This window comes from Paraburkholderia sp. Cpub6, from assembly GCF_014201065.1.
In the GTDB taxonomy this organism is placed as follows: domain Bacteria; phylum Pseudomonadota; class Gammaproteobacteria; order Burkholderiales; family Burkholderiaceae; genus Paraburkholderia; species Paraburkholderia tuberum.
On record NZ_JACHDM010000001.1, the window covers coordinates 229,691 to 252,410 of the forward strand.

Below are 22,720 nucleotides of genomic sequence, written 5' to 3' on the forward strand. Positions count from 1 at the left end.
GGGTTGTCGAACGGGTGGTCGCCTGGAGGGCGGATCGGCAACAAAAAGCACCGCAGCGCAAGGTGTGCGGGGCTGACAGAATTCATACGGCTGGCGGTGTTTGCGGGGAGTTTTCGATTTTTTGTGCCCCCCACCTGTGCCCCTAGAATCGGTCTCCTGAGGAAAAACGCGTGCGATTTCTGTGTGACCTGGATGCGGCGCAATCGATCGCCGGGGCGATTGATTTGCTTGTATAGCCCCCTAAAGCGGGGCCGCTTCAGATCCCGCGTCACATAAGGGAGTAGTTTTTCGCCGCTTCACCGCCTCAGTGCTGCTCCGCATTCAGCAGCATCTAGACTCGTCTCCTCCTTTCAGGGATCCTTGCAAGTCCGGTTTTTCGTCCGGCCTTTTCGGCGCTTCGGCGCGCGCACGGTCGTGCGTGGTGACGCATGGCGGACCGGCGCAGGGACGAGTGTCAACGATTGTGTCGGATCTGTCGCTCCGTTCCCGGCTTTGTGCTACATAGCCTCTTCAAATCGCTTTTGGAGGAGGCACAAGTTGATGGGATTACAGACTGATGGCGATTGACTTCGACGTCGGAACGCATCGGCGCTGCACGCTCTACACGCGACATGAGTATCACGGTAATGCCCTGAGCAACGAGGCGCGCGCCGGCCGCCAGCTCATTACCTCGGCAGGATTGCGGGAACTCACGCGCGACACACGTCAGCTGGCGCGGCTCGTCGAATTCATGCGCAACGCGCGCAGTGGCGCATACGCGAGTAGCGCTGCTCCAGAGCAGACCGCCCGGGCGCTACAGAACGCCGTCGAACGTGGCGATGTGATCGCAGTCGTGCCCACGCCGCGTACGTCGCGCGGAGGCGGTGCGCCTATTGAGCAGAAGATCCGGCCGTACTACGCGATCGTCACGCCGTCGCAGCTATTCAGGCGCGCGCTGCCTGTCGTGAGTGCCGGGCGTTCATTCCAGCGTCCAGTACTTCCGCGACTGGCCGCCGACGATGATCTCGCCATCTGGTTCGCCCGCCCCGGTGACGTGCTTCCGGATGGAACCATCGCTACGCCGGTATCAACGCCGCTGGGCGATGCGCAGGCGTTCGACTATCAGCACGACATGCCGGGTGGCGCAGCAGATGAAGTTGCCGGGATGCCGTTCAAAGGCACGCCGGGGACGTGGATCTCCAGTATGCCTGGGACGATGCCGCAGTTGCGTCAGTTCGGGCCGAATGGCACGCCGCTAGCGGACTTTGACCTTGAAGCGCACCACGGCAATCCAAATCCGCACGCGCACAATTGGGACGGCTACATCCGCGACGAGGGCGCGCCGGTCTCCTTGCTCCCTTGGTAAATCGATATGACGGATGAAATATTGAAGGCGTGGGGCTATTTCCACGATTGGTATCTGGACAGCGTGGTCATTGGCCCGAATACCGAGCCCCGGACGCTGACGCTAGGTCTGTACCTTGCCAACAGGCGCGCGTTGGTCACGTTCAACGGCGTGACGTGTGTTTCGGTTGAGCATCTTGGCTTGCTGAATATCGTCTACGGCATTCACATCGTTGCCCCGGACGACGCGAAGCACGCGCGGGCCAGTGCTGTGCTCGAAGCTGGAGAGCGACTTACCGACAAGAAAGCCGCACTGCTTGCTTTCATCTATTCCACTCTGGGTGCCGAACTCGCGATTGAGTGTGACTCGCTTGAGGTCCATGAGACCGACGGCGGAACATGTGGCCCTCGGCTCCCGTGATCGCAAAACGAAAGCGGGACCGCCTCGCTGGCGAGCGTGGTTGCTTCGTTCAGAAGTACGCGCGTAAGGCGCACGCCCGGCATAATCGGAACAACCGCCGATACGACCGGGAGATCGAGAAAGCGATGCGGGCGGTACGCGCAGACGAGCTTTCCGAACTGCTGTCCGGCGACGGCAACGAGGACGAACTGCCAGAAGCGCTGAGCGGTACGGTGGAGATTGACGAGTACCGCTAGAGCGGGCACGAATGGAGGGGCTAGTGGCAATCGAAATCCAGGCGAGAGCCGGCAACCTTTGTGTGGTCTATGCTCGAGCGGAATATTGCGGCGACGCCGGGAGTAGAGAGGTACGCGCTGGCCGCAAACGCATCGTCACTGCCAGCCCGACCACTTTGGCGAGGGACGAACCGCAACAGGTGAAGCTCGCTAAATTTCTGCGCGATGCCTCCGCACCGTCTCACGTTCGCGGCGACTCGTCAGTGCAGATTGGGCCCATGTTCAATACTTTTCTGGGCAACGCCGGGAAGCTATCTGGTCCCCCTGACAGGAATCGAACCTGTATCTAGCGCTTAGGAGGCACTTGTTCTATCCATTGAACTACAGGGAGAGGACCGGGCCGGACAGATCGGCGAGCGCAGAGTATATCAAACCGGCGCGGGCAAAAGGAGAGCCAAGCCCCAGCAGCCGCCCGCGCCTCGCACAAATCCCGCAAAAACAAACGGCCCCGCAGACATCGCCTGCCGGGGCCGCGCAAACCACCTGAGCATCTGGCGAAGCGCACGCAACCGCGCCTATCGCCCCAAGCTCATCTCACTGTCAAAACTCCACCACCGCGAACTCCGCCTTGCCCACGTCGCACAGCGGGCAGCGCCAGTCTTCCGGAATGTCGGCGAAACGCGTGCCCGGTGCGATGCCTTCTTCGGGCAGACCGTCTTCCTCGTTGTAGATCCAACCGCAAATCAGGCAGACCCAGCTCTTGAATTCCGTCACTTCGATTACTTCGCTCACGACACGCTCTCTCGTTTAATGCAATGGCCGGCTTGCTCTGCCCCTTTATGGGGCGGCGCGGCGACCCGCAATATTACCGGAATTTGTCAAATCAGCCGCAGACGACCGATGCGACGCCGCCCCAACGCCTCTGCGGCGAGCCCGGGTTCGCGCGACGGGCCTCGTCACACAAGCCGTGTACGCTTTGACCTGCAAGCTATTTGATTGGACAGATGTGGCGCTCGCTTCGCACGTATTGCGACGATCGGTCTCGGGCGAGGCCGCTGGCGGCGCCGCATCGCCGGGTTTCGTTTCCAAAGGAGAAAACGATGTTTATAAACAGATGGTTGGTCGGCGTCGCGGCGGCTGGGCTACTCGCCGGGTCGGGCGTGGCGCAGGCGGCGGGCGTGACCTTCGTGCAACCGGCGGACGGCGCGACCGTCACCAATCCGGTGCACGTCGTGTTTGGCCTCGACGGCATGAAGATCGCGCCCGCCGGCACGCTGACTGACGGCACCGGGCATCATCATCTGCTGATCGACGGCAAGCCGCTGCCGAAGGGCGAGGTCGTCCCCGCGACCGACAAGTCGCTGCACTTCGGCAAAGGCCAGACTGAAGCCGATCTGACGCTGCCGCCGGGCGACCATACGCTGACGCTGCAATTCGGCGACGGCGCGCATCGCTCGTATGGGCCGGAGATGAGCAAGACGATCACGGTGCACGTCAAGTAAGCAACTGCTTGAAAGGCCGGCCCGGCGCGCGCGTCGCCGGCCCGCGCCGATCGCGTTGCACGCTGTGTCGCGCGCTTCATCGCATGGATGTTCCCGCCCGGCATACCTGCGCCCGGTACAATGAGCAGTTCCGACTCATCGCTGTCTTCTCCCATTCCCATGTCGCTTTACACCATTACCGGAGCGCAGCTCGCGTTCGGTCACGTCGCGCTGCTCGACCACGCGGATTTCTCGCTCGAAGCGGGCGAGCACGTCGGGCTGATCGGGCGCAACGGCGCGGGCAAGTCGTCGCTGTTGAAAATCGTCGCCGATCTGGCCAAACCCGACGACGGCCTCGTCACGCGTCAGCAGCATCTGAGCACGGTCTACGTGCCGCAGGAGCCCGAGTTCAACGCCGACGACACCGTGTTCGACGCGGTCGCCGCCGGACTCACCGAGGCGCGCGCGCTGCTCGACGAATACGACGCGGTCGCGCATCAGCTCGCCGACACGCCTGAGGGCGCCGAACACGACGCGCTGCTCGCGCGCATGAACACGCTGCAATCGTCGTTGGACGCCGCGGACGCATGGAATTGGAGCACGCGCGTCGCGACCACGCTGCAGCAGATCGGCCTGAACGGCGAAGCCCGTGTCGGCTCGCTGTCGGGCGGCATGCAGAAGCGCGCCGCGCTCGCGCGCGCGCTCGTCGTGCAGCCCGACGTGCTGCTGCTCGACGAGCCGACCAACCATCTCGACTTCGACGGCATCCGCTGGCTCGAAGATCTTCTTGTGTCGCTGCGCGCTGGGCTGCTGTTCATCACACACGATCGCGCGTTTCTCGACCGCGTCGCGACGCGCATCGTCGAGCTCGATCGCGGGCGGCTGCTGTCGTATCCGGGCAATTTCTCCGCGTACCAGACGCGCAAGGCGCAGCAGCTCGAAGTCGAGCGCATCGAGAGCGAGAAGTTCGACAAACTGCTCGCGCAGGAAGAAGTGTGGATTCGCAAGGGCGTCGAGGCACGCCGCACGCGCAGCGTTGGCCGCATCGCGCGCCTCGTGCAGATGCGCAACGAGCGCGCCGAGCGCCGCAACGTGCAGGGCAACGTGAAGCTCGACGTCGGTCAGGGCGAGAAGTCCGGCAAGATCGTGGCGGAACTGACGGACGTGACGAAGCGCTATGGCGAGCGCGCGGTGGTGGACCGCTTCACGGCCACGGTGATGCGCGGCGACAAGATCGGCTTCGTCGGTCCGAACGGCGCGGGCAAGACCACGCTGCTGAAGCTGATCCTCGGTGAACTCGCGCCGGACGAGGGCAACGTGCGCGTCGGCACGAATCCGCAGGTCGCGTATTTCGATCAGATGCGCGCGGCGCTCGATCTGGAAAAGAGTCTCGCGGACACGATCAGCCCCGGCAGCGAGTGGGTCGAAATCAACGGCCAGAAGAAGCACGTGATGAGCTATCTCGGCGACTTCCTGTTCGCGCCGGAGCGCGCGCGTTCGCCGGTCAAGTCGCTGTCGGGCGGCGAGCGCAACCGGCTGTTGCTCGCGCGCCTGTTCGCGCGCCCGGCCAACGTGCTGGTGCTCGATGAACCGACCAACGACCTCGACATTCCGACGCTCGAACTGCTCGAAGAACTGCTGATCGACTACGACGGCACGGTGCTGCTCGTCAGCCACGACCGCGCCTTTCTCGATAACGTCGTGACGTCGGTGATCGCATCGGAAGGCGGCGGCAAGTGGCGCGAATACGTCGGCGGCTTCACGGACTGGCAGACGCAGCGCGATCGCTCGGAGCAACTCGCGCTCGAAGCGCAGAAAGAATCGAGCAAGGAAGCGCCGAAAGAAGCGGCGCCGAAGGACAGCGCGTCGGGCCGCAATGCGCAGCGCAGCGCGAAGCTGTCGTTCAAGGAGCAGCGCGAACTGGAGGCGCTACCGAAAATGATTGCCGACCTCGAGGCCGAACAGAAGGCAATCGGCGCGCAGCTCGAAGACGGCTCGGTGTTCGGGAAAGATGCACGCGAAGGCGCGCGTCTGACCGAGCGCTATGCCGAGATCGATGAGGAGTTGATGCTCGCGCTCGAACGTTGGGACGAGCTGGAAAACCGCGTCAAGTAACGCGGCGTGCGCGGCCGGCACAAAAACAACAGAAAGCGCCGCCGCGCACGGCACCGAAATTCAGCCGGCGCGCGCCCGTGCATTTTCCGCCGATACCTATCGCGCCGCCGTCCTGCGAGCCGTCCATCCTCCATTGCATGTCCCCCAACGCCCGCCGCGCCTTATCCAGTCGGCCAATTCAGCGCGGGGTCAATTGCCGCCGTGATCGAAATCAGTACAATACCCCGCGAACAGGCTTCCCCGGCGGGCTGTGCGTCCATGTCCGGCATGCGAGCGCGCCAACGGAAGCCGCGCGACAAAACAGCTTGCCCGCATCGCGGGCGCTCCACCTAACCCCGTTGTTTCGTTTCGCTTTTTTTGAATACTCAACGCATTGTCCACGGCCCTGTCCACAGGACCTGTGGACAACGATGAACCGACGCACCGAGTCAATCATGTCTACGAAAAAGCCAAACGCCGCGTATAGCGAAGCGTCGATCAAGGTGTTGAAGGGTCTGGAGCCGGTCAAGCAACGACCCGGCATGTACACCCGCACCGAGAATCCGCTGCACATCATTCAGGAAGTCATCGACAACGCATCGGACGAGGCCCTCGGCGGCTACGGCCGGCAAATCACGGTCACGCTGCACGCGGACCATTCGGTCTCGGTCGACGACGACGGCCGCGGCATTCCGTTCGGCCTGCACCCCGACGAAGGCGTACCGGTCGTCGAAATCGTTTTCACGCGCTTGCACGCGGGCGGCAAGTTCGACAAGGCCGCCGGCGGCGCCTATACGTTCTCGGGCGGTCTGCACGGCGTCGGCGTGTCGGTCACCAACGCGCTGTCCACGCGGCTCGACGTCACCGTGTGGCGCGACGGCAAGGTCGCCGAACTGAGCTTCGCGCACGGCGACGTCGCGAAGCCGCTCGAAGTGCGTGCCGCCACCAGGGCCGACAAGAAATCCGGCACGCGCGTGACCGCGTGGGCCGATCCAAAGTACTTCGATTCGCCGAACCTGCCGCTCGGCGAATTGCAGCGTCTGTTGCGCTCAAAAGCGGTGCTGCTGCCGGGCGTCGAGGTCACGCTCGTCAACGAGAAAACCGGCGAGCGGCAAAGCTGGAAATACGAAGACGGCCTGCGCGGCTATCTGCTCGAAGGCATGAACGGCAGCGATCTGCTGATTCCGCTGTTCGAGGGCGAGCGCTACGCGGAAAGCTCGCGTTCGAGCGAAGAGACGTTCGCCGAAGGCGAGGGCGCGGCGTGGGTCGTCGCGTGGAGCGAGGAAGGGCCGCTCACGCGCGAGTCCTACGTGAACCTGATTCCTACGCCTGCGGGCGGCACCCATGAGTCGGGCTTGCGCGACGGTCTTTATCAGGCGGTCAAGAGCTTCGTCGAGTTGCACAACCTGCAGCCGAAGGGCGTGAAACTGCTCGCCGAAGACGTGTTCGCGCGGGTGTCGTTCGTGCTGTCGGCGAAGGTGCTCGATCCGCAGTTTCAAGGGCAGATCAAGGAGCGCCTGAATAGCCGCGATGCGGTCAAGCTCGTGTCGTCGTTCGCTCGGCCGGCGCTCGAACTGTGGTTGAACCAGCACGTCGAGCATGGCAAGAAACTCGCGGACCTCGTGATCAAGCAGGCGCAGGCGCGCACGCGTGCGGGGCAGAAGGTCGAGAAGCGCAAGAGCTCGGGCGTTGCCGTGCTGCCCGGCAAGCTGACCGATTGCGAATCGACGGAGATCGGCCGCAACGAGCTGTTCCTCGTCGAGGGCGACTCGGCGGGCGGCTCCGCGAAGATGGGCCGCGACAAGGAATACCAGGCGATCCTGCCGCTGCGCGGCAAGGTGCTGAACACATGGGAAACCGAACGTGATCGCCTGTTCGCGAACAACGAGGTGCACGACATTTCAGTGGCGATCGGCGTCGATCCGCATAATCCGGACGACAAGATCGATCTGTCGAATCTGCGCTACGGCAAGATCTGCATTTTGTCGGATGCGGACGTCGACGGCTCGCATATCCAGGTGCTGCTGCTCACGCTGTTCTTCAAGCATTTCCCGCAACTGATCGAGCGCGGTCATGTGTGCGTCGCGCGTCCGCCGTTGTTTCGCGTCGATGCGCCCGCGCGCGGCAAGAAGCCCGCGCAGAAGCTCTATGCGCTCGACGAAGGCGAGCTCGAGGCGATTCTCGACAAGCTGCGCAAGGACGGCGTGCGCGACAACCAGTGGTCGATCAGCCGCTTCAAGGGTCTCGGTGAAATGAGCGCCGAGCAGCTGTGGGACACGACGATGAATCCCGACACGCGCCGCCTGCAGCCGGTCGCGCTCGGCGAACTCGACTACGATGCGACCGTCGCGCGCATGACGATGCTGATGGGCAAGGGCGAAGCGGCGTCACGCCGCAGCTGGCTCGAAGAGAAGGGCAACGAAGTGGAAGCGGACATCTGAGCGCATTGCGCCTCAATGCGGCATATGACACTGCAAGCCAAACACGGACACGGAATCTAGATGGACGACGATAACACTCTCGACCTTTTCAACGAGCCGCCGTCGGACAGCGACGTGCTGACGCTCGGCAACTACGCGGAGCGCGCGTACCTCGAGTATGCGGTCAGCGTGGTCAAGGGCCGCGCGCTGCCCGATGTTTGCGATGGGCAGAAGCCGGTGCAGCGCCGCATCCTGTTCGCGATGAACGAGATGGGCCTCGGCGACAACGCGAAGCCGGTCAAATCGGCGCGGGTGGTCGGCGACGTGCTCGGTAAGTATCACCCGCACGGCGACCAGTCCGCGTACGACGCGCTCGTGCGTCTCGCGCAAGACTTTTCGATGCGCTATCCGCTGATCGACGGCCAGGGCAACTTCGGCTCGCGCGACGGCGACGGCGCGGCGGCGATGCGTTACACCGAAGCGCGCCTGACGCCGATCGCAAAGCTGCTGCTCGCCGAAATCGACCAGGGCACGGTCGACTTCATGCCGAACTACGACGGCTCGTTCGAAGAGCCGAAGGTGCTGCCGGCGCGTCTGCCGTTCGTGCTGCTCAATGGCGCATCGGGCATCGCCGTCGGCCTCGCGACGGAAATTCCGTCGCACAACCTGCGCGAAGTCGCAGGAGCGGCGGTCGCGCTGATCCGCAATCCGAAGCTCTCGCATGCGGAGCTGATGCAGCATGTGCCCGGTCCGGACTTCCCCGGCGGCGGCCAGATCATTTCGAGCGAGGCGGAAATCGCCGCCGCGTACGAAACCGGCCGCGGCAGCCTGAAGGTGCGCGCGCGCTGGAAGATCGAGGATCTCGCGCGCGGCCAGTGGCAACTCGTGATCACCGAACTGCCGCCGAATACGGCCGCGCAGAAGGTGCTCGAGGAAATCGAAGAACAGACCAACCCGAAAATCAAGCTCGGCAAGAAGACGCTGACGCCCGAGCAGTTGCAGACGCGGCAGACGCTGCTCGGGCTCGTCGACGCGGTGCGCGACGAATCGGGCAAGGACGCGCCGGTGCGTCTCGTGTTCGAGCCGAAGTCGAGCCGCATCGATCAGACCGACTTCGTCAACACGCTGCTCGCGCATACGAGCCTCGAATCGAACGCACCGCTGAACATGGTGATGGTCGGCGGCGATGGCCGGCCGCGTCAGAAGGGCTTGAGCGAAATCCTGCACGAGTGGATCGCGTTCCGTTTCGCGACGGTGACGCGCCGCACGCGGCATCGTCTGTCGAAGGTCGACGACCGCATCCATATTCTCGAAGGCCGGATGATCGTCTTCCTGAATATCGACGAAGTCATCCGCATCATTCGCGAATCGGACGAGCCGAAGGTCGCGCTGATGGCCGCGTTCGGTCTCACGGATCGCCAGGCCGAGGACATCCTCGAAATCCGGCTGCGTCAGTTGGCGCGCCTCGAGAAGATCAAGATCGAGAAGGAACTGGCCGAGCTGCGCGACGAGAAGGCCAAGCTCGAAGAGCTGCTCGGCAGCGAACCGGCGATGAAGCGCCTGCTGATCAAGGAAATCGAAGCCGACGCGAAACAGTATGGCGACGAGCGCCGCACGCTGATCCAGCAGGAAAAGCGCGCGACGTTCGAAGCGCGCGTGGTCGACGAGCCGGTCACCGTCGTGGTGTCGCAGAAGGGCTGGGTGCGCGCGCTGAAGGGCCACGGGCTCGATACGGCCGGCTTCAGCTTCAAGGCCGGCGACGGCCTCTACGCGGCGTTCCAATGCCGCACGCCCGATACGCTGATCGCGTGGGGTAGCAACGGGCGCGTCTATTCGGTCGCGGTGGCTCAGCTGCCGGGCGGACGCGGCGACGGCGTGCCGGTCACGTCGCTGATCGAGCTCGAATCGGGCAGTCATTTGATGCACTACTACGCGGCGTCGGCGGAACAGGCGCTGCTGCTCGCGTCGAGCAACGGCTTCGGCTTCATCGCGAAGGTCGGCGATATGGTGAGCCGCGTGAAGGCCGGCAAGTCGTTCATGACGATCGACGCCGACGCCGCGCCGCTCGCGCCGATGCCGATGCTGCCGGACGCGGCGCAGGTCGCGTGTCTGTCGTCGGGCGGACGTCTGCTCGTGTTCGGCCTGGACGAGATGAAGACGCTGTCGGGCGGCGGCCGTGGCGTCACACTGATGGCGCTCGACGACAACGAAACGCTCGTGCAGGCGCTCGCGATCAATCAAGCAGGCGTGATGCTGATCGGCACGCGTCGTGGCGGCCGCGTCGACGAGGAGAAGCTGGCCGGCGCCGAGCTTGCGGCGCATGTCGGCAAGCGTGCGCGCAAGGGACGCGCGCCCGCCAGCAAGCTGAAGCTCGACGGCATGCGTCCGGTGCTGCCGGCTTAGTGGAGTCGATTTAACGAAGTTTGACGCTGTAGAACCGTGAGCGCCTGCTAGCATGCGGGGCGCTCGCGGTCTGTCGCAGCAAGGTCCATCGCGCGAAGGGCGTGGAAGCAAACGGGGCGCGGCGGCGTCGCGGCCGGATGAACGTGCCGCGATCACAACGACAAAACACGACGCAATAGACGTCGATACCCGGAACTGCCTGCATCACGTATGGTCGAACGCGCTCAGTTGGTGCTGAGCGGGATCGCGTGTCCTAAACGGTGTGGCGTCGTCGGGAGAGGAAAACTACATGAACAAGGCTATCGAAGTCGCGCTTTTTCTGCATCTGCTCGGGGTGGCGGTGTGGGTCGGCGGTATGGTGTTCGCGCATTTCTGCCTGCGTCCTGCGCTCGGCGATCTGTCGCCGCAACTGCGCCTGCCGCTGTGGGAGTCGGTATTTGGCCGCTTCTTCAACTGGGTCGGGGTGTCGGTGCTCGTGATCCTGATCAGCGGCGGCTTCCTGCTGATGCAATTCGGCGGCGCTCATGCTAGCTGGCCGCTGCATGCGATGGCCGGTCTCGGCATCGTGATGATGCTGATCTTTGGGCATATCCGCTTCGCCGTATATCCGCGCATTCGCCGCGCGGTTCAGGCGCAGAAGTGGCCCGATGGCGCGCAGGCGGTCGGCACGGTCCGCCGTCTCGTGCTGATCAATCTCGTGCTGGGCATCGTGACGATCGGCTTCGCTGTGCTGTCGCGCGGGTTCTGATCGGCGGACCGCCGGACCGCCGGACCGCCGGATCGCCAACGGCGCAGCAGGCTTCGTGCGGCCCGCGACGCATCACGTCGCGGCGCCGTACGCGAACCACAAACCGCACGCCACCGCCACCGTTCCATACACGGCATACACCGGCACCTTCAGCTTCGCGAAGCACATCGCGGAGAACGTCGCGGTCAGCAGATAGATCGGCTCCAGCGGTACGTGCACGGCAATGCGCAGTACCGCGACCGCGAGAAACGCGGTCGTGACCGCGCGCAGAATCCTCATGCCGTGCTCGAAGCGCGGGTTCACCTTCAACTGATGCAGATGCCGCTGCGCGAGCACGACGAGGCAGCCTGACGGCACGAATAGCGCGAGCGTCGCGATCAGCGCGCCGAGCCAGCCATCGACGAGATAACCGAAGAACGGAACCACGTTCAGCAGGGGTCCCGGGGACAACGGCGACAGCGTAAACGCGAGCGTGAAGTCGTTATCGGACACGCCGACCGCCGGCGTGACGAACAGCGTCTTCAGCACCGGCAACGCCGAGAAGCCACCGCCGAACAGCGTCATGCCGGCGCCCGCGAGGCGCGGCCACAGCAGCGCGAGGTCATAGCGGTGCGGCAGCGGCAGCGCAAACAGCACGAGCAGCACGCCGAGCGCGGCCAGCAGCCGACAGTCGCCGCACTGGAGCGACACGGCGAGTCGCGAGTCGCGCTCCCGACTCGCGAACCAGCCGGCGCCGAAGGCCGCGCTGAGCATCACCACATACGCCGCGGCGCTGTGCGCATAGAGCAGCGCGATGCTGCCGAGCAACGCCGCCGTCCATTCGAGCTTGCCGCGCACCAGCGCGCGGGTTTGCTTGTACCAGGTGACCGCGATCAGCGTCGCGAGCACGACGCTGAAGTGATGCAGCAGGGTTTGCGACGCGATCGTGTGCGCGATGGGCGTGCGATAGAAGATCGCGAACAGCGTCATCAGCGTGAAGAAGGGCAGGACGCTCGCCACCCCGGCGACCCATGCGCCCGCGCGTCCGCGCAGCGCGTGCCCGAGCTGCACGGCGACGTTGCAGCCGACGGGTCCCGGCACCATCCACGCGAGCGCGATCAGGTCCGAGAACGCCACGCGCGAGAGCCGCCCCTCGCGTTCCACGTAATGATGCTCGAGCTGCGCCATCAACGCGAGACCGCCCCACGACAGCGCCGACAGGCCGCACACGACCCGGAACAGCGTCCATAGCGGTTCCCGTTGCCCGCGGCGGGCAGCCTCATCGCTCGTGATGGTCTGCATCGGCGCTGCACGGGCCCCGCCGTGCGGGCGCCCGTCCTTTAATTGTTGCTCGATAGGCTGCTTGCGCTGTGGGCTTCGTGCGCGACGCGGCGGCCGCCGACGCTGTTCATGCCGCATACCCCGAAGCGCTCGAGCAGTGCCGGGATCGCCTCCACTGGCACCGGCCGCGAGAACAGGAAGCCCTGTGCCTCGATATGGCCGAGCGCGGCCAGCCACGCAATCTGCTCTTCGGTCTCCGTGCCTTCGACCACCACCGTGAGCCCGAGCGAGCGCGCGAGGTTGACGATCGCGGTGACCATTACGCAGACGCTGCGGTCGCCCGGAATCGCCTGGACGAACGAGCGGTCCACCTTCAGCGTATCGACGGCAAAGCGGTTGAGATAGGACAGCGAAGAGTAGCCGGTGCCGAAATCGTCGAGCGCGATGCGTACGCCGAGACGCTTCAGTGCGAAGATTTTTTCGGAGACCACTTCCGGAAATTCCATCATCGTCGTTTCGGTGATTTCGAGTTCGAGGCGACGCGCGGAGATGCCGCTTTCCTCGATCGCGCGCGAGACCGTTTCGAGCAGGTCGCCGCGCCAGAACTGCACCGCCGAAATGTTCACCGCGAGCGATAGCGTGTCGTAGCCCTGCTGCTGCCATTGCGCGAGCTGACGGCATGCGGTCTCGATCACGAAGTCGCCGATCGGCACGATCAGGCCGGTCGACTCGGCCACGGGGATGAACTCGTTGGCCGCGATCAGTCCGTGCTGCGGATGGTTCCAGCGCACGAGCGCTTCGAAGCCGGTGATGCAGCGGCGCTTCAGATCGATCTTCGGCTGATAGGCGAGGAACAGTTGCCCCTCGGCCAGCGCGACGCGCAACTGCTGCTCCCACTTCATCAGATGGTCCGCGCGATGCGACAGATGCGGCGAATAGAACTGGTAGCAGTTCTTGCCGGCGTCCTTCGCGCTGTACATCGCGAGGTCGGCTTTCTTCAGCAGGTCGATCTCGCTTTCGTTGGCGACCGAGTACAGCGCGATGCCGATGCTCGCATGCAGCACGAACGCGCTGCCGCGCACCTCGAACGGCTTCGAGAACGCTTCGCCGGCGGCTTCGGCGAGCGCGACCGCGCGCTTTTCGACATCGTCGCCCTTGATCACGACGACGAACTCGTCCCCGCCGATGCGGCTCAGCGCGCCGTCGTCACCGACCGCGGTGGCGAGGCGCGAGGCTGTCATCTGCAGCACGATGTCGCCGGCGTTGTGGCCGAGCGTGTCGTTGACGGTCTTGAAGTTGTCGAGGTCGATAAAAAGAATCGCGAGGCGACCCAGGTTGAACGGCTGCGCGACGTCATGGCGCAGCGCCTGCAGCGTCGCGTAGCGATTGCGCAGGCCGGTCAACAGATCGTATTCGACGAGTTGCGTCATCTCGCGCTCGCGGCCCAGCAGTTTGCCTATCAGGCCGGTCGCGACCGCGAAGAAGCTGAGCATCGCGAGCGAGATGAAGCCCGCCATCAACAGATAGACGTTGCGCGTGTGGTTGTAATCGGCGAATTCTTCGCCCTGCGAAAGACCGACGAGCACGCCGAGCGGATAGCCGTCGATGTGCCGGTACGACACGATGCGCGTGACGTTGTCGATCGAATCGACGTAGGTGCCCGACACATGCTCCGAGGTCGGATACGTGCCGCTCGCGGTGAACGTGCTGCTCGTCCTGCTGGCGTTGCCGGTGCGGCGCGCGAGCACGGTGCCGCTGTCCGAGATCACCGCGATCACGCCTTCGCGGCCGATCGCCGCGTTGTTGTAGAAGTCCGACGTAAAGTAGCTCGGGTCTTCGGAGACCACGATGACGCCCGCGAACGAGCCGTCCGGATGATTGAGACGCCGCGTCATCTGCAGCGTCCAGTGACGCGACACGCGGCCGAGCACGGGCTTGCTGATGTACAGCTGGTCGTCGTTTTCGTGCTCGTGGACCTTGAAGTGCTCGCGGTCCGACAAGTCGATGTGAGCGGGGTTGAGTTCGGCCGTATTGGCGATCAGTCTGCCGTGCTCGTCGATTATCGACACCTGCACGAGCGTTTCGCTTTGCACGACGCCTTTTTCGACCGTGCTCGCGAGATCGAAATGATTGGGCGTCTTTTCGAACTCGTACTTGACGAAGCGCGTGATCTGATCGACCTGGTGAATCGCCTTGATGGTGTGCTGCTCGAGCGCCGCGGAAAGTATGGCGGAAGACGCCATCGCTTCGCGGTACGTCGCGTCCCTTTCTACCGACAGCCGCGCGAAGATCACGGTCCACAGCAGGATCAGTACGAGTACCCCGAGGGCGGGAATGACGAGCAATGCGCGCCGGCGCGTGACCAATGGATCGCGTCGCGGCCTGGCTTCGCGCGGCTCGGAGAAGCGGGACTGAGTCATCGCGCGGGCCTTGGCTGGGTGCGGGCCACTTGCAAACGCATGGGCATCGACTGCGCGAAATAGATGGATGGCTGCATGGTGACCAAGATGCCAAAGCTGCTGCGCAGGAGGAGAGGGTGTGGCGCCGCGCCGGACCGTCCGCAGGTCATCGGATACGGTTCGATATTACTGAATGCCACTGGATTAAGGAAGCTTCCGGGCATGGGGTATACGCTCGCGCGGCGGGCGCCCACGTGCGGCTGTTCACGTGACCTGCATCGCCGGTCTTATGACGCGGCCGGTCCGTGGTTTGTCGAAGACTTCATCGGCAACGGTGCCTGCCACTCGGCAGTTTCTGGCAGGGCTTTTGCAATCCGGCCACGATGAATTCGGAGAACCAGGTATGGCGACGCCATCGCGCTGCGGCTTTTTGTGGTGTGAAGCGGCGGCATGTGGCGTGTCGCCGTGGCGTGCGCGCGAAGCCGCAGCTCGCTTACGCGAGCCGGCACGTGCCGTCGACGATCGTCACCGAAGGCCCGCCGATCCAGATCTTGCCGCGCGCATCGTCGTAGTGGACCGACACGTGGCCCGCGCGCCCGAGCGCGGTGCCCTGACGCGCCGTGTAGCGCGCGGCGGGACGACGGTGCTGCAGGTTCAGCAGACCCGCGAGCGCGGCATTGGCGCTGCCCGTCACCGGGTCTTCGCCGACACCGAAGCCGCCGCCCGCCATCAGGCAACGGACCTCGAACGTCGCGGGGCCGTCGGCGTCGTGCGGTCCATACACGGCGACGCCGTGCGTGTCGACCGAATGCACGAGCTCGGCGAGCGCCGCCGCGTCGGGTTCGAGCGCGAGGCAGGCGCGTGCCGAATCGACCCGCACGACGAGCCACGGCGCACCGTTGTCGACCGCGCATGGCGGCGCGCTGAAGTCGATCGCCTGACTACGTAAAGCCGTAGACAGCGCTTCGTAACGATGCTCGGCGAGCGGTGTCACGCGCGCGGGCGGCGCGGCGAACGCCCATGCGCCGTGCATGTTGTCGCCGCCGTCAAGCGCTTCGAGTTCGACGAGACCCACGCCGCATTGCTGGATCAGCTTGCCGGCCTGCTTCGGCTGGTAGCCGCTTTCGCGCAAAGCATGCGCGGTGCCCAAGGTCGGATGACCCGCGAACGGCAACTCGCCCCCCGGCGTGAAGATGCGCACGCGATAGTCGGCGGCCGCGTCGGTCGGCTTTAGCAGAAACGTGGTCTCGGACAGATTGGTCCAGCGTGCAATGGCCTGCATTTGCGCGGTATCGAGCGCGTCGGCATCGAACACGACGGCAAGCGGATTGCCCTTGAACGGTGTCGACGTAAACACGTCGACCTGTTTGAAACGAACGGTGTGAGCGGACATCGACAGGCCCCGGCGAAATGGACGTTGAGGGAGTTCGCGGATTCTATCCGCCTGCGCGGCGGCGATCCACCGTCGCCATAAAACAAAAACGCGCCGCCGGTGCGTGACACCGGTCGGCGCGTTTCAATCGCAATGCGGCGTGAATCAGGTGCCGATCTCGCGCGACACCGCACGCATTGTCACATCGCGTCGATGCTATTGGACCTCGGCGATCAGCTCGATCTCCACGCACGCGCCGAGCGGAATCTGCGCGACGCCGAACGCCGAGCGCGCGTGCTTGCCGCGCTCGCCGAACACGTCGGCGATCAGCTCGGACGCGCCGTTCGTGACCAGATGCTGCTCGGTGAACTCGAGTGTCGAGTTGACGAGGCTCATCAGCTTGACGATGCGCGTGACGCGATTCAGGTCGCCGACGTGCGCATGCAAGGTGGCGAGCAGATCGATCGCGATCGAGCGCGCGGCGGCCTTGCCTTCGTCGGTGGAGAGCGTCGCACCGAGCTTGCCGACCCACACCTTACCGTCCTTCCTGGCGATGTGGCCCGACAGGTACACTGTGTTGCCGCTTTGTGCGCTCATCACATAGGCCGCTGCCGGCGCACCCGCCGCCGGCAATTCGATGCCGAGTTCCTTGAGCTTGTCGTACACATTCGATTGAGCCATGTCGTGTCCTCGTTTCGGTGAGATTGCATGAATGCAGGCGGGGCGAAGTCCGCACGCAACGCGCGTGCAAGCTTCGCCCCGATGGCAGTGCGGCTAACGCCGTTCAGATTTTCGCGCGCACGAGTGCGGCGAGACGCGCCACGCCTTCGTCGATTTTAGCCGGTGGCACCGTGACGAACGACAGACGCAGCGTGTTGTGCTGGGCTTCGCTCGCGAAGAACGGAGCGCCCGGCACGAACGCGACGTTCTGCGCGACGGCTTCCTCGAGCAGCTTCATCGTGTCGATGCCCGCCGGCAGATTGACCCAGATGAACATGCCGCCTTCCGGACGGTTCCAGCTGACGCCTTCGGGCATATAGCGTTCGAGCGCGGTGAGCATCGCGTCGCACTGGTTGCGATACAGCTCGCGGATCGTCGGCACGTGCGTGTCGAGGAAGCCGTCCTTGACCACTTCGTGCACGATGCGCTGCGTGAAGCTCGGCGTGTGCAGGTCGGTGGCCTGCTTGGCCTGCACGAGTTTGAAGATCAGTTCCTCGGGCGCGATGATGAAACCGACGCGCAGACCCGGCGCGAGCACCTTCGAGAACGAGCCGAGATAGACGATGTGATCGGGCGCCATCGACAACATCGTCGGCAGCGGTTCGCCCGCGTAGTCGAGCGCGCCGTACGGGTCGTCCTCGATCACCGGGAACGGCGCGGTCTTCGCGAACTCGGCGAGCGCGCGGCGGCGTTCGACCGGCAGACGGCGGCCCGTCGGATTCTGGAAATTCGGCTGCGCGTACAGCAGACGCGCGCCATTGGTCAGTTCCGGCTTCAGACCCTCGGGGATCAGGCCCTGCTCGTCGGTCGGCACCTGCACGTAGTGCGGCTCGTACATCGAGAACGATTGCAGCGCGCCGAGGTAGGTCGGCGTTTCGACCAGCACCGGGCTATCGACGCAGATCAGCACCTTGCCGAGCAGGTCGAGCGCCTGTTGCGAGCCGGTCGTGATCAGCACCTGCGACGCACGGATCTGCGCGCCGTTGATCGAGTAGCGCTGCGCGACCCATTCGCGCAGCGGCAGATAACCTTCGGTCGCGCTGTACTGCAGCGCCGCGGCGGGCGTGTCGCGCAGGATGCGGTCGGACGCCTCGCGCATGCGCTCGGCCGGGAAGGTGGCAGGCGAGGGCAGGCCGCCGGCGAAGGAGATGACTTCGGGCCGTTCCGTGACCTTCAGGATCTCGCGGATCGCGGAGCTCGTGAGCTTGCGCGCGCGTTCGGACAATTGCCACGTCGGGGCTTTCAGGTCGCTTTGGTCCATGATCTCCTCTGCTGGTATTTCTGGAACCGGTCAAAACTTCAATTATCGCGCGACTGGCCAACCATTGCCGCTGGGGTGCCACCGGGGTTGCCACGGGGATTGCACAATCACGCGCTGTTTATCCGAGGGTTCGAGAACCCTCGGGTGTTTCGAATTCGGCGACGAGCGCCGCCGCGCCGTCGGTCGGCTGTACGTCGAGCAGGTGCGCGGCGCCGAGCCAGTGCAGTTGCTCGCCAATCAGCTCTGGCCGCGGATGCACGGCTTTCAACGCTTTCAGCGCGAGGTTGGTCGGCGCCAGCGACTGCGACGGATGCCGCGTCGAGTCCCACTGGATCAGCGAGGGCAGCACGCCGTCGCCGGCGCCTTGCCACGCGGGAAACGACCCGTCGTCGGGCACAGTCAGGCCCCACGTGAAATCGCCGCGCGTCATCGGCACGACCGGCGCGATGCGCTGCGGATACTGCGCTTGCCACGTCGCCAGATGCTTCGGCCGCTCGACGCGCGCGACCCAATGCGACAGATACGGCCCGTTTTCCAGTCGCGCCCGCGTCGCCGGGTCGTCGAGCGCGAACAGGCGCGGGCGCGGCGCGGTGCCATCGGTTGCGTCGGCCGCGGCGTGCGGATCGATGGCGATCACTTCCAGGTAGACGCCGCCCCACAGGCCGAGCAGGCGATTGTGGGTCCGCATCAGCGGATGCGCGCCGCCGCCGGCCGGCGCGATGCCGAGCGTATCGGCGACGTACTGGACGCCTTCGTCCAGGGTGCGCGCGGAGACGACGAGGTGATCGAGACTGAGCGATTGGGCTGTCAGGGTGGTCATGGCGGATCGACGGAAAACGCTGTTCTTCGCAAGGGCCAGTTGCGCGCCACGCCTGAAGGCTGCGCTGCCGGGGCCGTAAGCATAACCGTTTGCCGGATCGGCGGGCCATGCGGATGGATTTACATGGTGTCACCAGCCTCGCGGGATTCAAATGTAACGGCCGTGACCTGCACAGTAACGGTACAATCGGCGCGATACTGTTCGGTACAGTTGGAGTCCGTCATGTCCGTCCCGCTTACCCAGATTCCCGCCCCGCACGACACCGCGTCGTTGACGCTAGTCGAACAGCTGGTCCAATGGGCGCGGCGCCGCATCGAGGAGCGCGTGTTCCGCCCCGGCATGCGCATGCCGTCGATCCGCAAGCTCGCGCTCGACAAGGGCGTGTCGCGCTTCACGGTGGTCGAAGCGTACGAGCGGCTCGTTGCGCAGGGTTTTCTGGAGTCGCGGCGCGGCTCCGGCTTCTATGTGCGCGAGCGCCAGGGCGGCGCGGCGACGGTCTCCGAGCTGCACCCGCGCGCCGAGACGCTGCCCGCGCCGGCCAATATCGACGTCGTCTGGCTGCTGCGCAACATGCTGCACACCGGCGCGCGGCCCGAGCGCAGCCCGGGCCTCGGCTATCTGCCGGCCCGCTGGCTCGACGGCGACCTGATCACCAACGCGCTGCGCACGCTCGGCCGGCAAAGCGGCATGCAGATGCTCGGCATCGGCACCGCGCAAGGTTTCCTGCCGCTGCGTCAGCAGTTGCAGACGCGGCTCGAGGAGCTGGAGATCGGCGCGTCGCCCGAGCAGATCGTGATGGTGTCGGGCATCACCCAGGCGATCGACCTCATTTCGCGCATCTACGTGAAGCCGGGCGATGCGGTGATCGTCGGCGATCCGGCGTGGTTCCAGATGTTCGGCTGCTTTGCGTCGCAGGGCGCGCGGCTCGTCGGCATGCCGTACACGCCGGACGGCCCCGATCTCGACGCGCTCGAAGCGCTGGTCCAGGAATGGCGCCCCAAAATGCTGGTGATCAACTCGGTGCTGCAGAACCCGACCGGCACCTCGCTGAGCGCCGCGCAGGCGTTCCGCATCCTGCGGCTTGCCGAGGCGTACGACTTCATCGTCGTCGAGGACGACATCTACGGCGACCTGTGCCCGCCCAGCTACCCGGGCACGCGGCTCGCAAGCCTCGATCAGTTGAAGCGCGTGATCTACCTGGGAAGCTTTTCGAAGACGCTTGCGCCGAATCTGCGCGTCGGTTTCATCGCATGCGCGGCGGAGGTCGCGATGGTGGTCGCCAATCAGAAGATGCTGGTCGGCATGACGAGCCCTGAGTTGAACGAGCGCGTGATCTACAAGATCCTGACCGAGGGCCACTACCGGCGGCACGTCGAGCGCATTCGCGCACGGCTCGACGGCGTGCGCGAGAAGGCCGTGCGGATGATCGAGAAGACCGGCATGAAGCTGTTTCTGACGCCGACGGCCGGGATGTTCCTGTGGGCCGACACCGGCGTCGACGCAGGCGCACTCGCCGCCGCCGGGCACGAAGCTGGCTATCTGCTGACGCCGGGCGGGCTGTTTTCGCCGCAGCAGTCGCCAAGCACGTGGATGCGCTTCAATATCGCCAATTGCGGCGATCCCGAATTACCGGCGTTCCTAAGTCGTTATCTCGACGGCGTCGCGCGTCGCGCCTCTTGAAACCGCGCCGGAGCGTCCCCATTTGCGCGGACGATCCGGCGGTCCAGCGCTCCGGCACGGCGGGCCCGAACCGCGGTTGAAATCCGCTTCGGCCGCCGCTCATCCCCTAATTCGCAACAGAGAGGAAGTCCGACCATGGCACAAGAAACCATGAGCTTTCAGGCAGAAGTGAAGCAACTTCTGCAACTGATGATCCATTCGCTGTACAGCAACAAGGAAATCTTTCTGCGCGAGCTGATTTCGAACGCGTCCGACGCGGCCGACAAACTGCGCTTCGAGGCGATCGAAAACAGCGCGCTGTACGAGAACGATCCGAACCTGCGGATTCGCGTGTCGTACGACAAGGCCGCGCGCACCGTCACGATCGACGACAACGGCATCGGCATGAGCCGCGACGAGACGATCGCGCACCTCGGCACGATCGCGCGTTCGGGCACCAAGGAGTTCTTCGGCAAGCTGTCGGGCGACCAGCAGAAGGACGCGGCGCTGATCGGCCAGTTTGGCGTGGGCTTCTACTCGGGGTTCATCGTCGCGGACAAGATCACCGTCGAGACGCGCCGCGCCGGTTTGCCGGCCTCGGAAGGCGTGCGCTGGGAAAGCGCGGGCGAAGGCGATTTCGCGGTCGAGACGATCGAGCGCGCCGCGCGCGGCACGACCATCACGCTGCATCTGCGTGCCGATGAGGACGAACTGCTGTCGTCGTATCGGCTGAAGTCGATCATCCAGAAGTACTCGGACCACGTCGCGCTGCCGATCCTGATGAAGAAGGAAGAGTGGGACGCGGAAAAGAGCGAGATGGTCACGAAGGACGAGGACGAGACCGTCAACCAGGCGAGCGCGCTGTGGACCCGTCCGAAGAACGACATCATCGACGATCAATACAAGCAGTTCTACCAGCACATCTCGCACGATCATCAAGATCCGCTGACGTGGACGCATAACCGCGTCGAAGGCCGCAGCGAGTACACGCAACTGCTGTACGTGCCGGCGCACGCGCCGTTCGATCTGTGGAACCGCGAGCAGCGCGGCGGCCTGAAGCTGTACGTGAAGCGCGTGTTCATCATGGACGACGCCGAGCAACTGCTGCCCACGTACCTGCGCTTCGTGAAGGGCGTGGTCGATTCGGCCGATCTGCCGCTCAACGTGTCGCGCGAAATCCTGCAGGAAAGCCGCGACGTGAAGGCGATCCGCGAAGGCGTGACGAAGCGCGCGCTGTCGATGCTGGAAGAACTGGCCAACGCGGACAACGACGCCGATAAGGAAAAGTACGCGGGCTTCTGGAAGGAATTCGGCCAGGTGCTGAAGGAAGGCATCGGCGAGGACTTCGCCAATCGCGAGCGCGTCGCGAAGCTCGTGCGCTTTGCGACGACGCATACGGGCACGGCCGAGCAGACCGTGTCGCTGGCCGACTACGTCGCTCGCATGAAGCCCGAGCAGACGAAGATCTACTACGTGACCGCCGACACGTGGCAGGCCGCGTCGAACAGCCCGCATCTCGAAGTGTTCCGCAAGAAGGGCGTCGAAGTGCTGTTGCTGACCGATCGCGTCGATGAATGGATGCTGTCGTTCCTCAACGAATTCGACGGCAAGCCGCTGCAAAGCGTCGCGCGCGGCGACCTCGATCTCGGCGCGCTGAACGACGAGGAAAAACAGGCGCAGGAGAAGATCGGCGAAGCGTTCAAGCCGCTCGTCGAGAAGATGAAGGAAGCGTTGAAGGACAAGGCGAAGGACGTGCGTCTGACGTTCCGCCTGACCGACTCGCCGTCGTGCCTCGTTGCCGACGACGGCGAAATGAGCGGCTACCTGCAGCGCATGCTGAAGGCCGCGGGCCAGCAGGCGCCTGAGTTCCATCCGATTCTCGAAGTGAATCCGGAGCACGCCCTCGTGAAGGGTCTGCATGCCGATAGCGCGAATTTCGATGACTGGTGCCATCTGCTGTTCGATCAGGCACTGCTCGCCGAAGGCGGCGCGCTGGAAGATCCGGCGAGCTTCGTGAAGCGGACCAATGCGTTGCTGCTGTCGCGCGCGGGTTGAGCGTGAGCCGAAAGCGTTGATGTCGTTGCTGGATTGACGCACGGTAGTTGAGAAATGCGCTGCTTCGGC

At 64.6% G+C, this 22,720-nt stretch carries 17 protein-coding genes and 1 tRNA gene; 10 read left to right on the forward strand and 8 right to left on the reverse strand.

Going from position 1 to position 22,720, the window contains the following annotated elements:
- Nucleotides 1-556: 556 nt before the first annotated feature.
- Genes HDG33_RS01070 through HDG33_RS01080 form a run of 3 tightly spaced genes read left to right on the forward strand, consistent with a single transcriptional unit; the run spans nt 557 to nt 1,980 of the window.
- Complete coding sequence (locus HDG33_RS01070; protein WP_184021446.1) at nt 557-1,345, forward strand: hypothetical protein; 789 nt, start codon at nt 557-559, stop codon at nt 1,343-1,345.
- A 6-nt stretch (nt 1,346-1,351) separates the two neighbouring features.
- The gene (locus HDG33_RS01075; RefSeq protein ID WP_244144823.1) at nt 1,352-1,744 is read left to right on the forward strand and encodes a hypothetical protein; all 393 of its coding nucleotides are present in this window, start codon (nt 1,352-1,354) and stop codon (nt 1,742-1,744) included.
- Nucleotides 1,741-1,980 carry a hypothetical protein gene (locus tag HDG33_RS01080; RefSeq protein ID WP_184021449.1) on the forward strand — a complete coding sequence of 80 codons (240 nt, stop codon included), beginning with the start codon at nt 1,741-1,743 and terminating at the stop codon, nt 1,978-1,980. Before HDG33_RS01075 ends, HDG33_RS01080 begins: the two co-directional genes overlap by 4 nt.
- Before the next feature lie 295 nt (nt 1,981-2,275).
- Here HDG33_RS01080 and HDG33_RS01085 read toward each other — a convergent pair.
- Nucleotides 2,276-2,350: transfer RNA gene (locus tag HDG33_RS01085), tRNA-Arg, on the reverse strand.
- Nucleotides 2,351-2,559: 209 nt separating this feature from the next.
- Nucleotides 2,560-2,751, reverse strand: a complete 192-nt coding sequence (locus HDG33_RS01090; protein WP_184009557.1) for a rubredoxin — start codon at nt 2,749-2,751, stop codon at nt 2,560-2,562.
- A 308-nt stretch (nt 2,752-3,059) separates the two neighbouring features.
- On the opposite strand from HDG33_RS01090, the gene HDG33_RS01095 reads away from it, so the two are divergent.
- The 5 genes from HDG33_RS01095 to HDG33_RS01115 all read left to right on the forward strand — a co-directional run bounded on the left by HDG33_RS01095 (nt 3,060) and on the right by HDG33_RS01115 (nt 11,105).
- Entirely contained in the window at nt 3,060-3,461 is a 402-nt protein-coding gene (locus HDG33_RS01095; protein WP_184021452.1) for a DUF4399 domain-containing protein, read from the forward strand.
- Nucleotides 3,462-3,620: 159 nt separating this feature from the next.
- Complete coding sequence (locus HDG33_RS01100) at nt 3,621-5,555, forward strand: ATP-binding cassette domain-containing protein (RefSeq protein ID WP_184022816.1); 1,935 nt, start codon at nt 3,621-3,623, stop codon at nt 5,553-5,555.
- A gap of 434 nt (nt 5,556-5,989) precedes the next feature.
- Entirely contained in the window at nt 5,990-7,975 is a 1,986-nt protein-coding gene (locus HDG33_RS01105) for a DNA topoisomerase IV subunit B (RefSeq protein WP_184021455.1), read from the forward strand.
- Between the two features lie 60 nt (nt 7,976-8,035).
- Nucleotides 8,036-10,357, forward strand: a complete 2,322-nt coding sequence (gene parC / locus HDG33_RS01110) for a DNA topoisomerase IV subunit A (protein ID WP_184021458.1) — start codon at nt 8,036-8,038, stop codon at nt 10,355-10,357.
- 289 nt (nt 10,358-10,646) lie between these two features.
- Complete coding sequence (locus tag HDG33_RS01115; RefSeq protein WP_184021462.1) at nt 10,647-11,105, forward strand: CopD family protein; 459 nt, start codon at nt 10,647-10,649, stop codon at nt 11,103-11,105.
- 72 nt (nt 11,106-11,177) lie between these two features.
- Here the strand turns inward: HDG33_RS01115 and HDG33_RS01120 are convergent, their stop codons facing one another.
- The 6 genes from HDG33_RS01120 to HDG33_RS01145 all read right to left on the reverse strand — a co-directional run bounded on the left by HDG33_RS01120 (nt 11,178) and on the right by HDG33_RS01145 (nt 18,928).
- Nucleotides 11,178-12,386, reverse strand: coding sequence for a chromate transporter (locus tag HDG33_RS01120; protein WP_184021465.1), 1,209 nt, complete (start codon nt 12,384-12,386; stop codon nt 11,178-11,180).
- Between the two features lie 38 nt (nt 12,387-12,424).
- Nucleotides 12,425-14,785 (reverse strand): EAL domain-containing protein, encoded by a 2,361-nt coding sequence (locus HDG33_RS01125; RefSeq protein ID WP_184021468.1) that lies wholly within the window; start codon nt 14,783-14,785, stop codon nt 12,425-12,427.
- A 472-nt stretch (nt 14,786-15,257) separates the two neighbouring features.
- Nucleotides 15,258-16,157, reverse strand: coding sequence for a PhzF family phenazine biosynthesis protein (locus HDG33_RS01130; RefSeq protein WP_184021471.1), 900 nt, complete (start codon nt 16,155-16,157; stop codon nt 15,258-15,260).
- A gap of 195 nt (nt 16,158-16,352) precedes the next feature.
- Complete coding sequence (locus tag HDG33_RS01135; RefSeq protein WP_184021474.1) at nt 16,353-16,817, reverse strand: RidA family protein; 465 nt, start codon at nt 16,815-16,817, stop codon at nt 16,353-16,355.
- Nucleotides 16,818-16,920: 103 nt separating this feature from the next.
- Nucleotides 16,921-18,117: a PLP-dependent aminotransferase family protein gene (locus HDG33_RS01140; RefSeq protein ID WP_090803607.1), complete on the reverse strand. Its 1,197-nt coding sequence runs from the start codon at nt 18,115-18,117 to the stop codon at nt 16,921-16,923.
- A 118-nt stretch (nt 18,118-18,235) separates the two neighbouring features.
- Nucleotides 18,236-18,928, reverse strand: a complete 693-nt coding sequence (locus tag HDG33_RS01145) for a VOC family protein (protein ID WP_184022817.1) — start codon at nt 18,926-18,928, stop codon at nt 18,236-18,238.
- Between the two features lie 231 nt (nt 18,929-19,159).
- Here HDG33_RS01145 and HDG33_RS01150 point away from each other — a divergent pair, with 231 nt between their 5' ends.
- The gene (locus HDG33_RS01150; RefSeq protein ID WP_184021483.1) at nt 19,160-20,617 is read left to right on the forward strand and encodes a PLP-dependent aminotransferase family protein; all 1,458 of its coding nucleotides are present in this window, start codon (nt 19,160-19,162) and stop codon (nt 20,615-20,617) included.
- Nucleotides 20,618-20,752: 135 nt separating this feature from the next.
- Nucleotides 20,753-22,651, forward strand: a complete 1,899-nt coding sequence (htpG, locus tag HDG33_RS01155) for a molecular chaperone HtpG (RefSeq protein WP_184021487.1) — start codon at nt 20,753-20,755, stop codon at nt 22,649-22,651.
- Nucleotides 22,652-22,720: the final 69 nt, after the last annotated feature.

Coding starts and splice junctions, on each gene's coding strand:
- HDG33_RS01070 (WP_184021446.1), top strand. CDS start 557: ATGGCGATTGACTTCGACGTCGGAACGCATCGGCGCTGCACGCTCTAC.
- HDG33_RS01075 (WP_244144823.1), top strand. CDS start 1,352: ATGACGGATGAAATATTGAAGGCGTGGGGCTATTTCCACGATTGGTAT.
- HDG33_RS01095 (WP_184021452.1), top strand. CDS start 3,060: ATGTTTATAAACAGATGGTTGGTCGGCGTCGCGGCGGCTGGGCTACTC.
- HDG33_RS01100 (WP_184022816.1), top strand. CDS start 3,621: ATGTCGCTTTACACCATTACCGGAGCGCAGCTCGCGTTCGGTCACGTC.
- HDG33_RS01105 (WP_184021455.1), top strand. CDS start 5,990: ATGTCTACGAAAAAGCCAAACGCCGCGTATAGCGAAGCGTCGATCAAG.
- parC (WP_184021458.1), top strand. CDS start 8,036: ATGGACGACGATAACACTCTCGACCTTTTCAACGAGCCGCCGTCGGAC.
- HDG33_RS01115 (WP_184021462.1), top strand. CDS start 10,647: ATGAACAAGGCTATCGAAGTCGCGCTTTTTCTGCATCTGCTCGGGGTG.
- HDG33_RS01120 (WP_184021465.1), bottom strand. CDS start 12,386: ATGCAGACCATCACGAGCGATGAGGCTGCCCGCCGCGGGCAACGGGAA.
- HDG33_RS01125 (WP_184021468.1), bottom strand. CDS start 14,785: ATGACTCAGTCCCGCTTCTCCGAGCCGCGCGAAGCCAGGCCGCGACGC.
- HDG33_RS01130 (WP_184021471.1), bottom strand. CDS start 16,157: ATGTCCGCTCACACCGTTCGTTTCAAACAGGTCGACGTGTTTACGTCG.
- HDG33_RS01135 (WP_184021474.1), bottom strand. CDS start 16,817: ATGGCTCAATCGAATGTGTACGACAAGCTCAAGGAACTCGGCATCGAA.
- HDG33_RS01140 (WP_090803607.1), bottom strand. CDS start 18,117: ATGGACCAAAGCGACCTGAAAGCCCCGACGTGGCAATTGTCCGAACGC.
- HDG33_RS01150 (WP_184021483.1), top strand. CDS start 19,160: ATGTCCGTCCCGCTTACCCAGATTCCCGCCCCGCACGACACCGCGTCG.
- htpG (WP_184021487.1), top strand. CDS start 20,753: ATGGCACAAGAAACCATGAGCTTTCAGGCAGAAGTGAAGCAACTTCTG.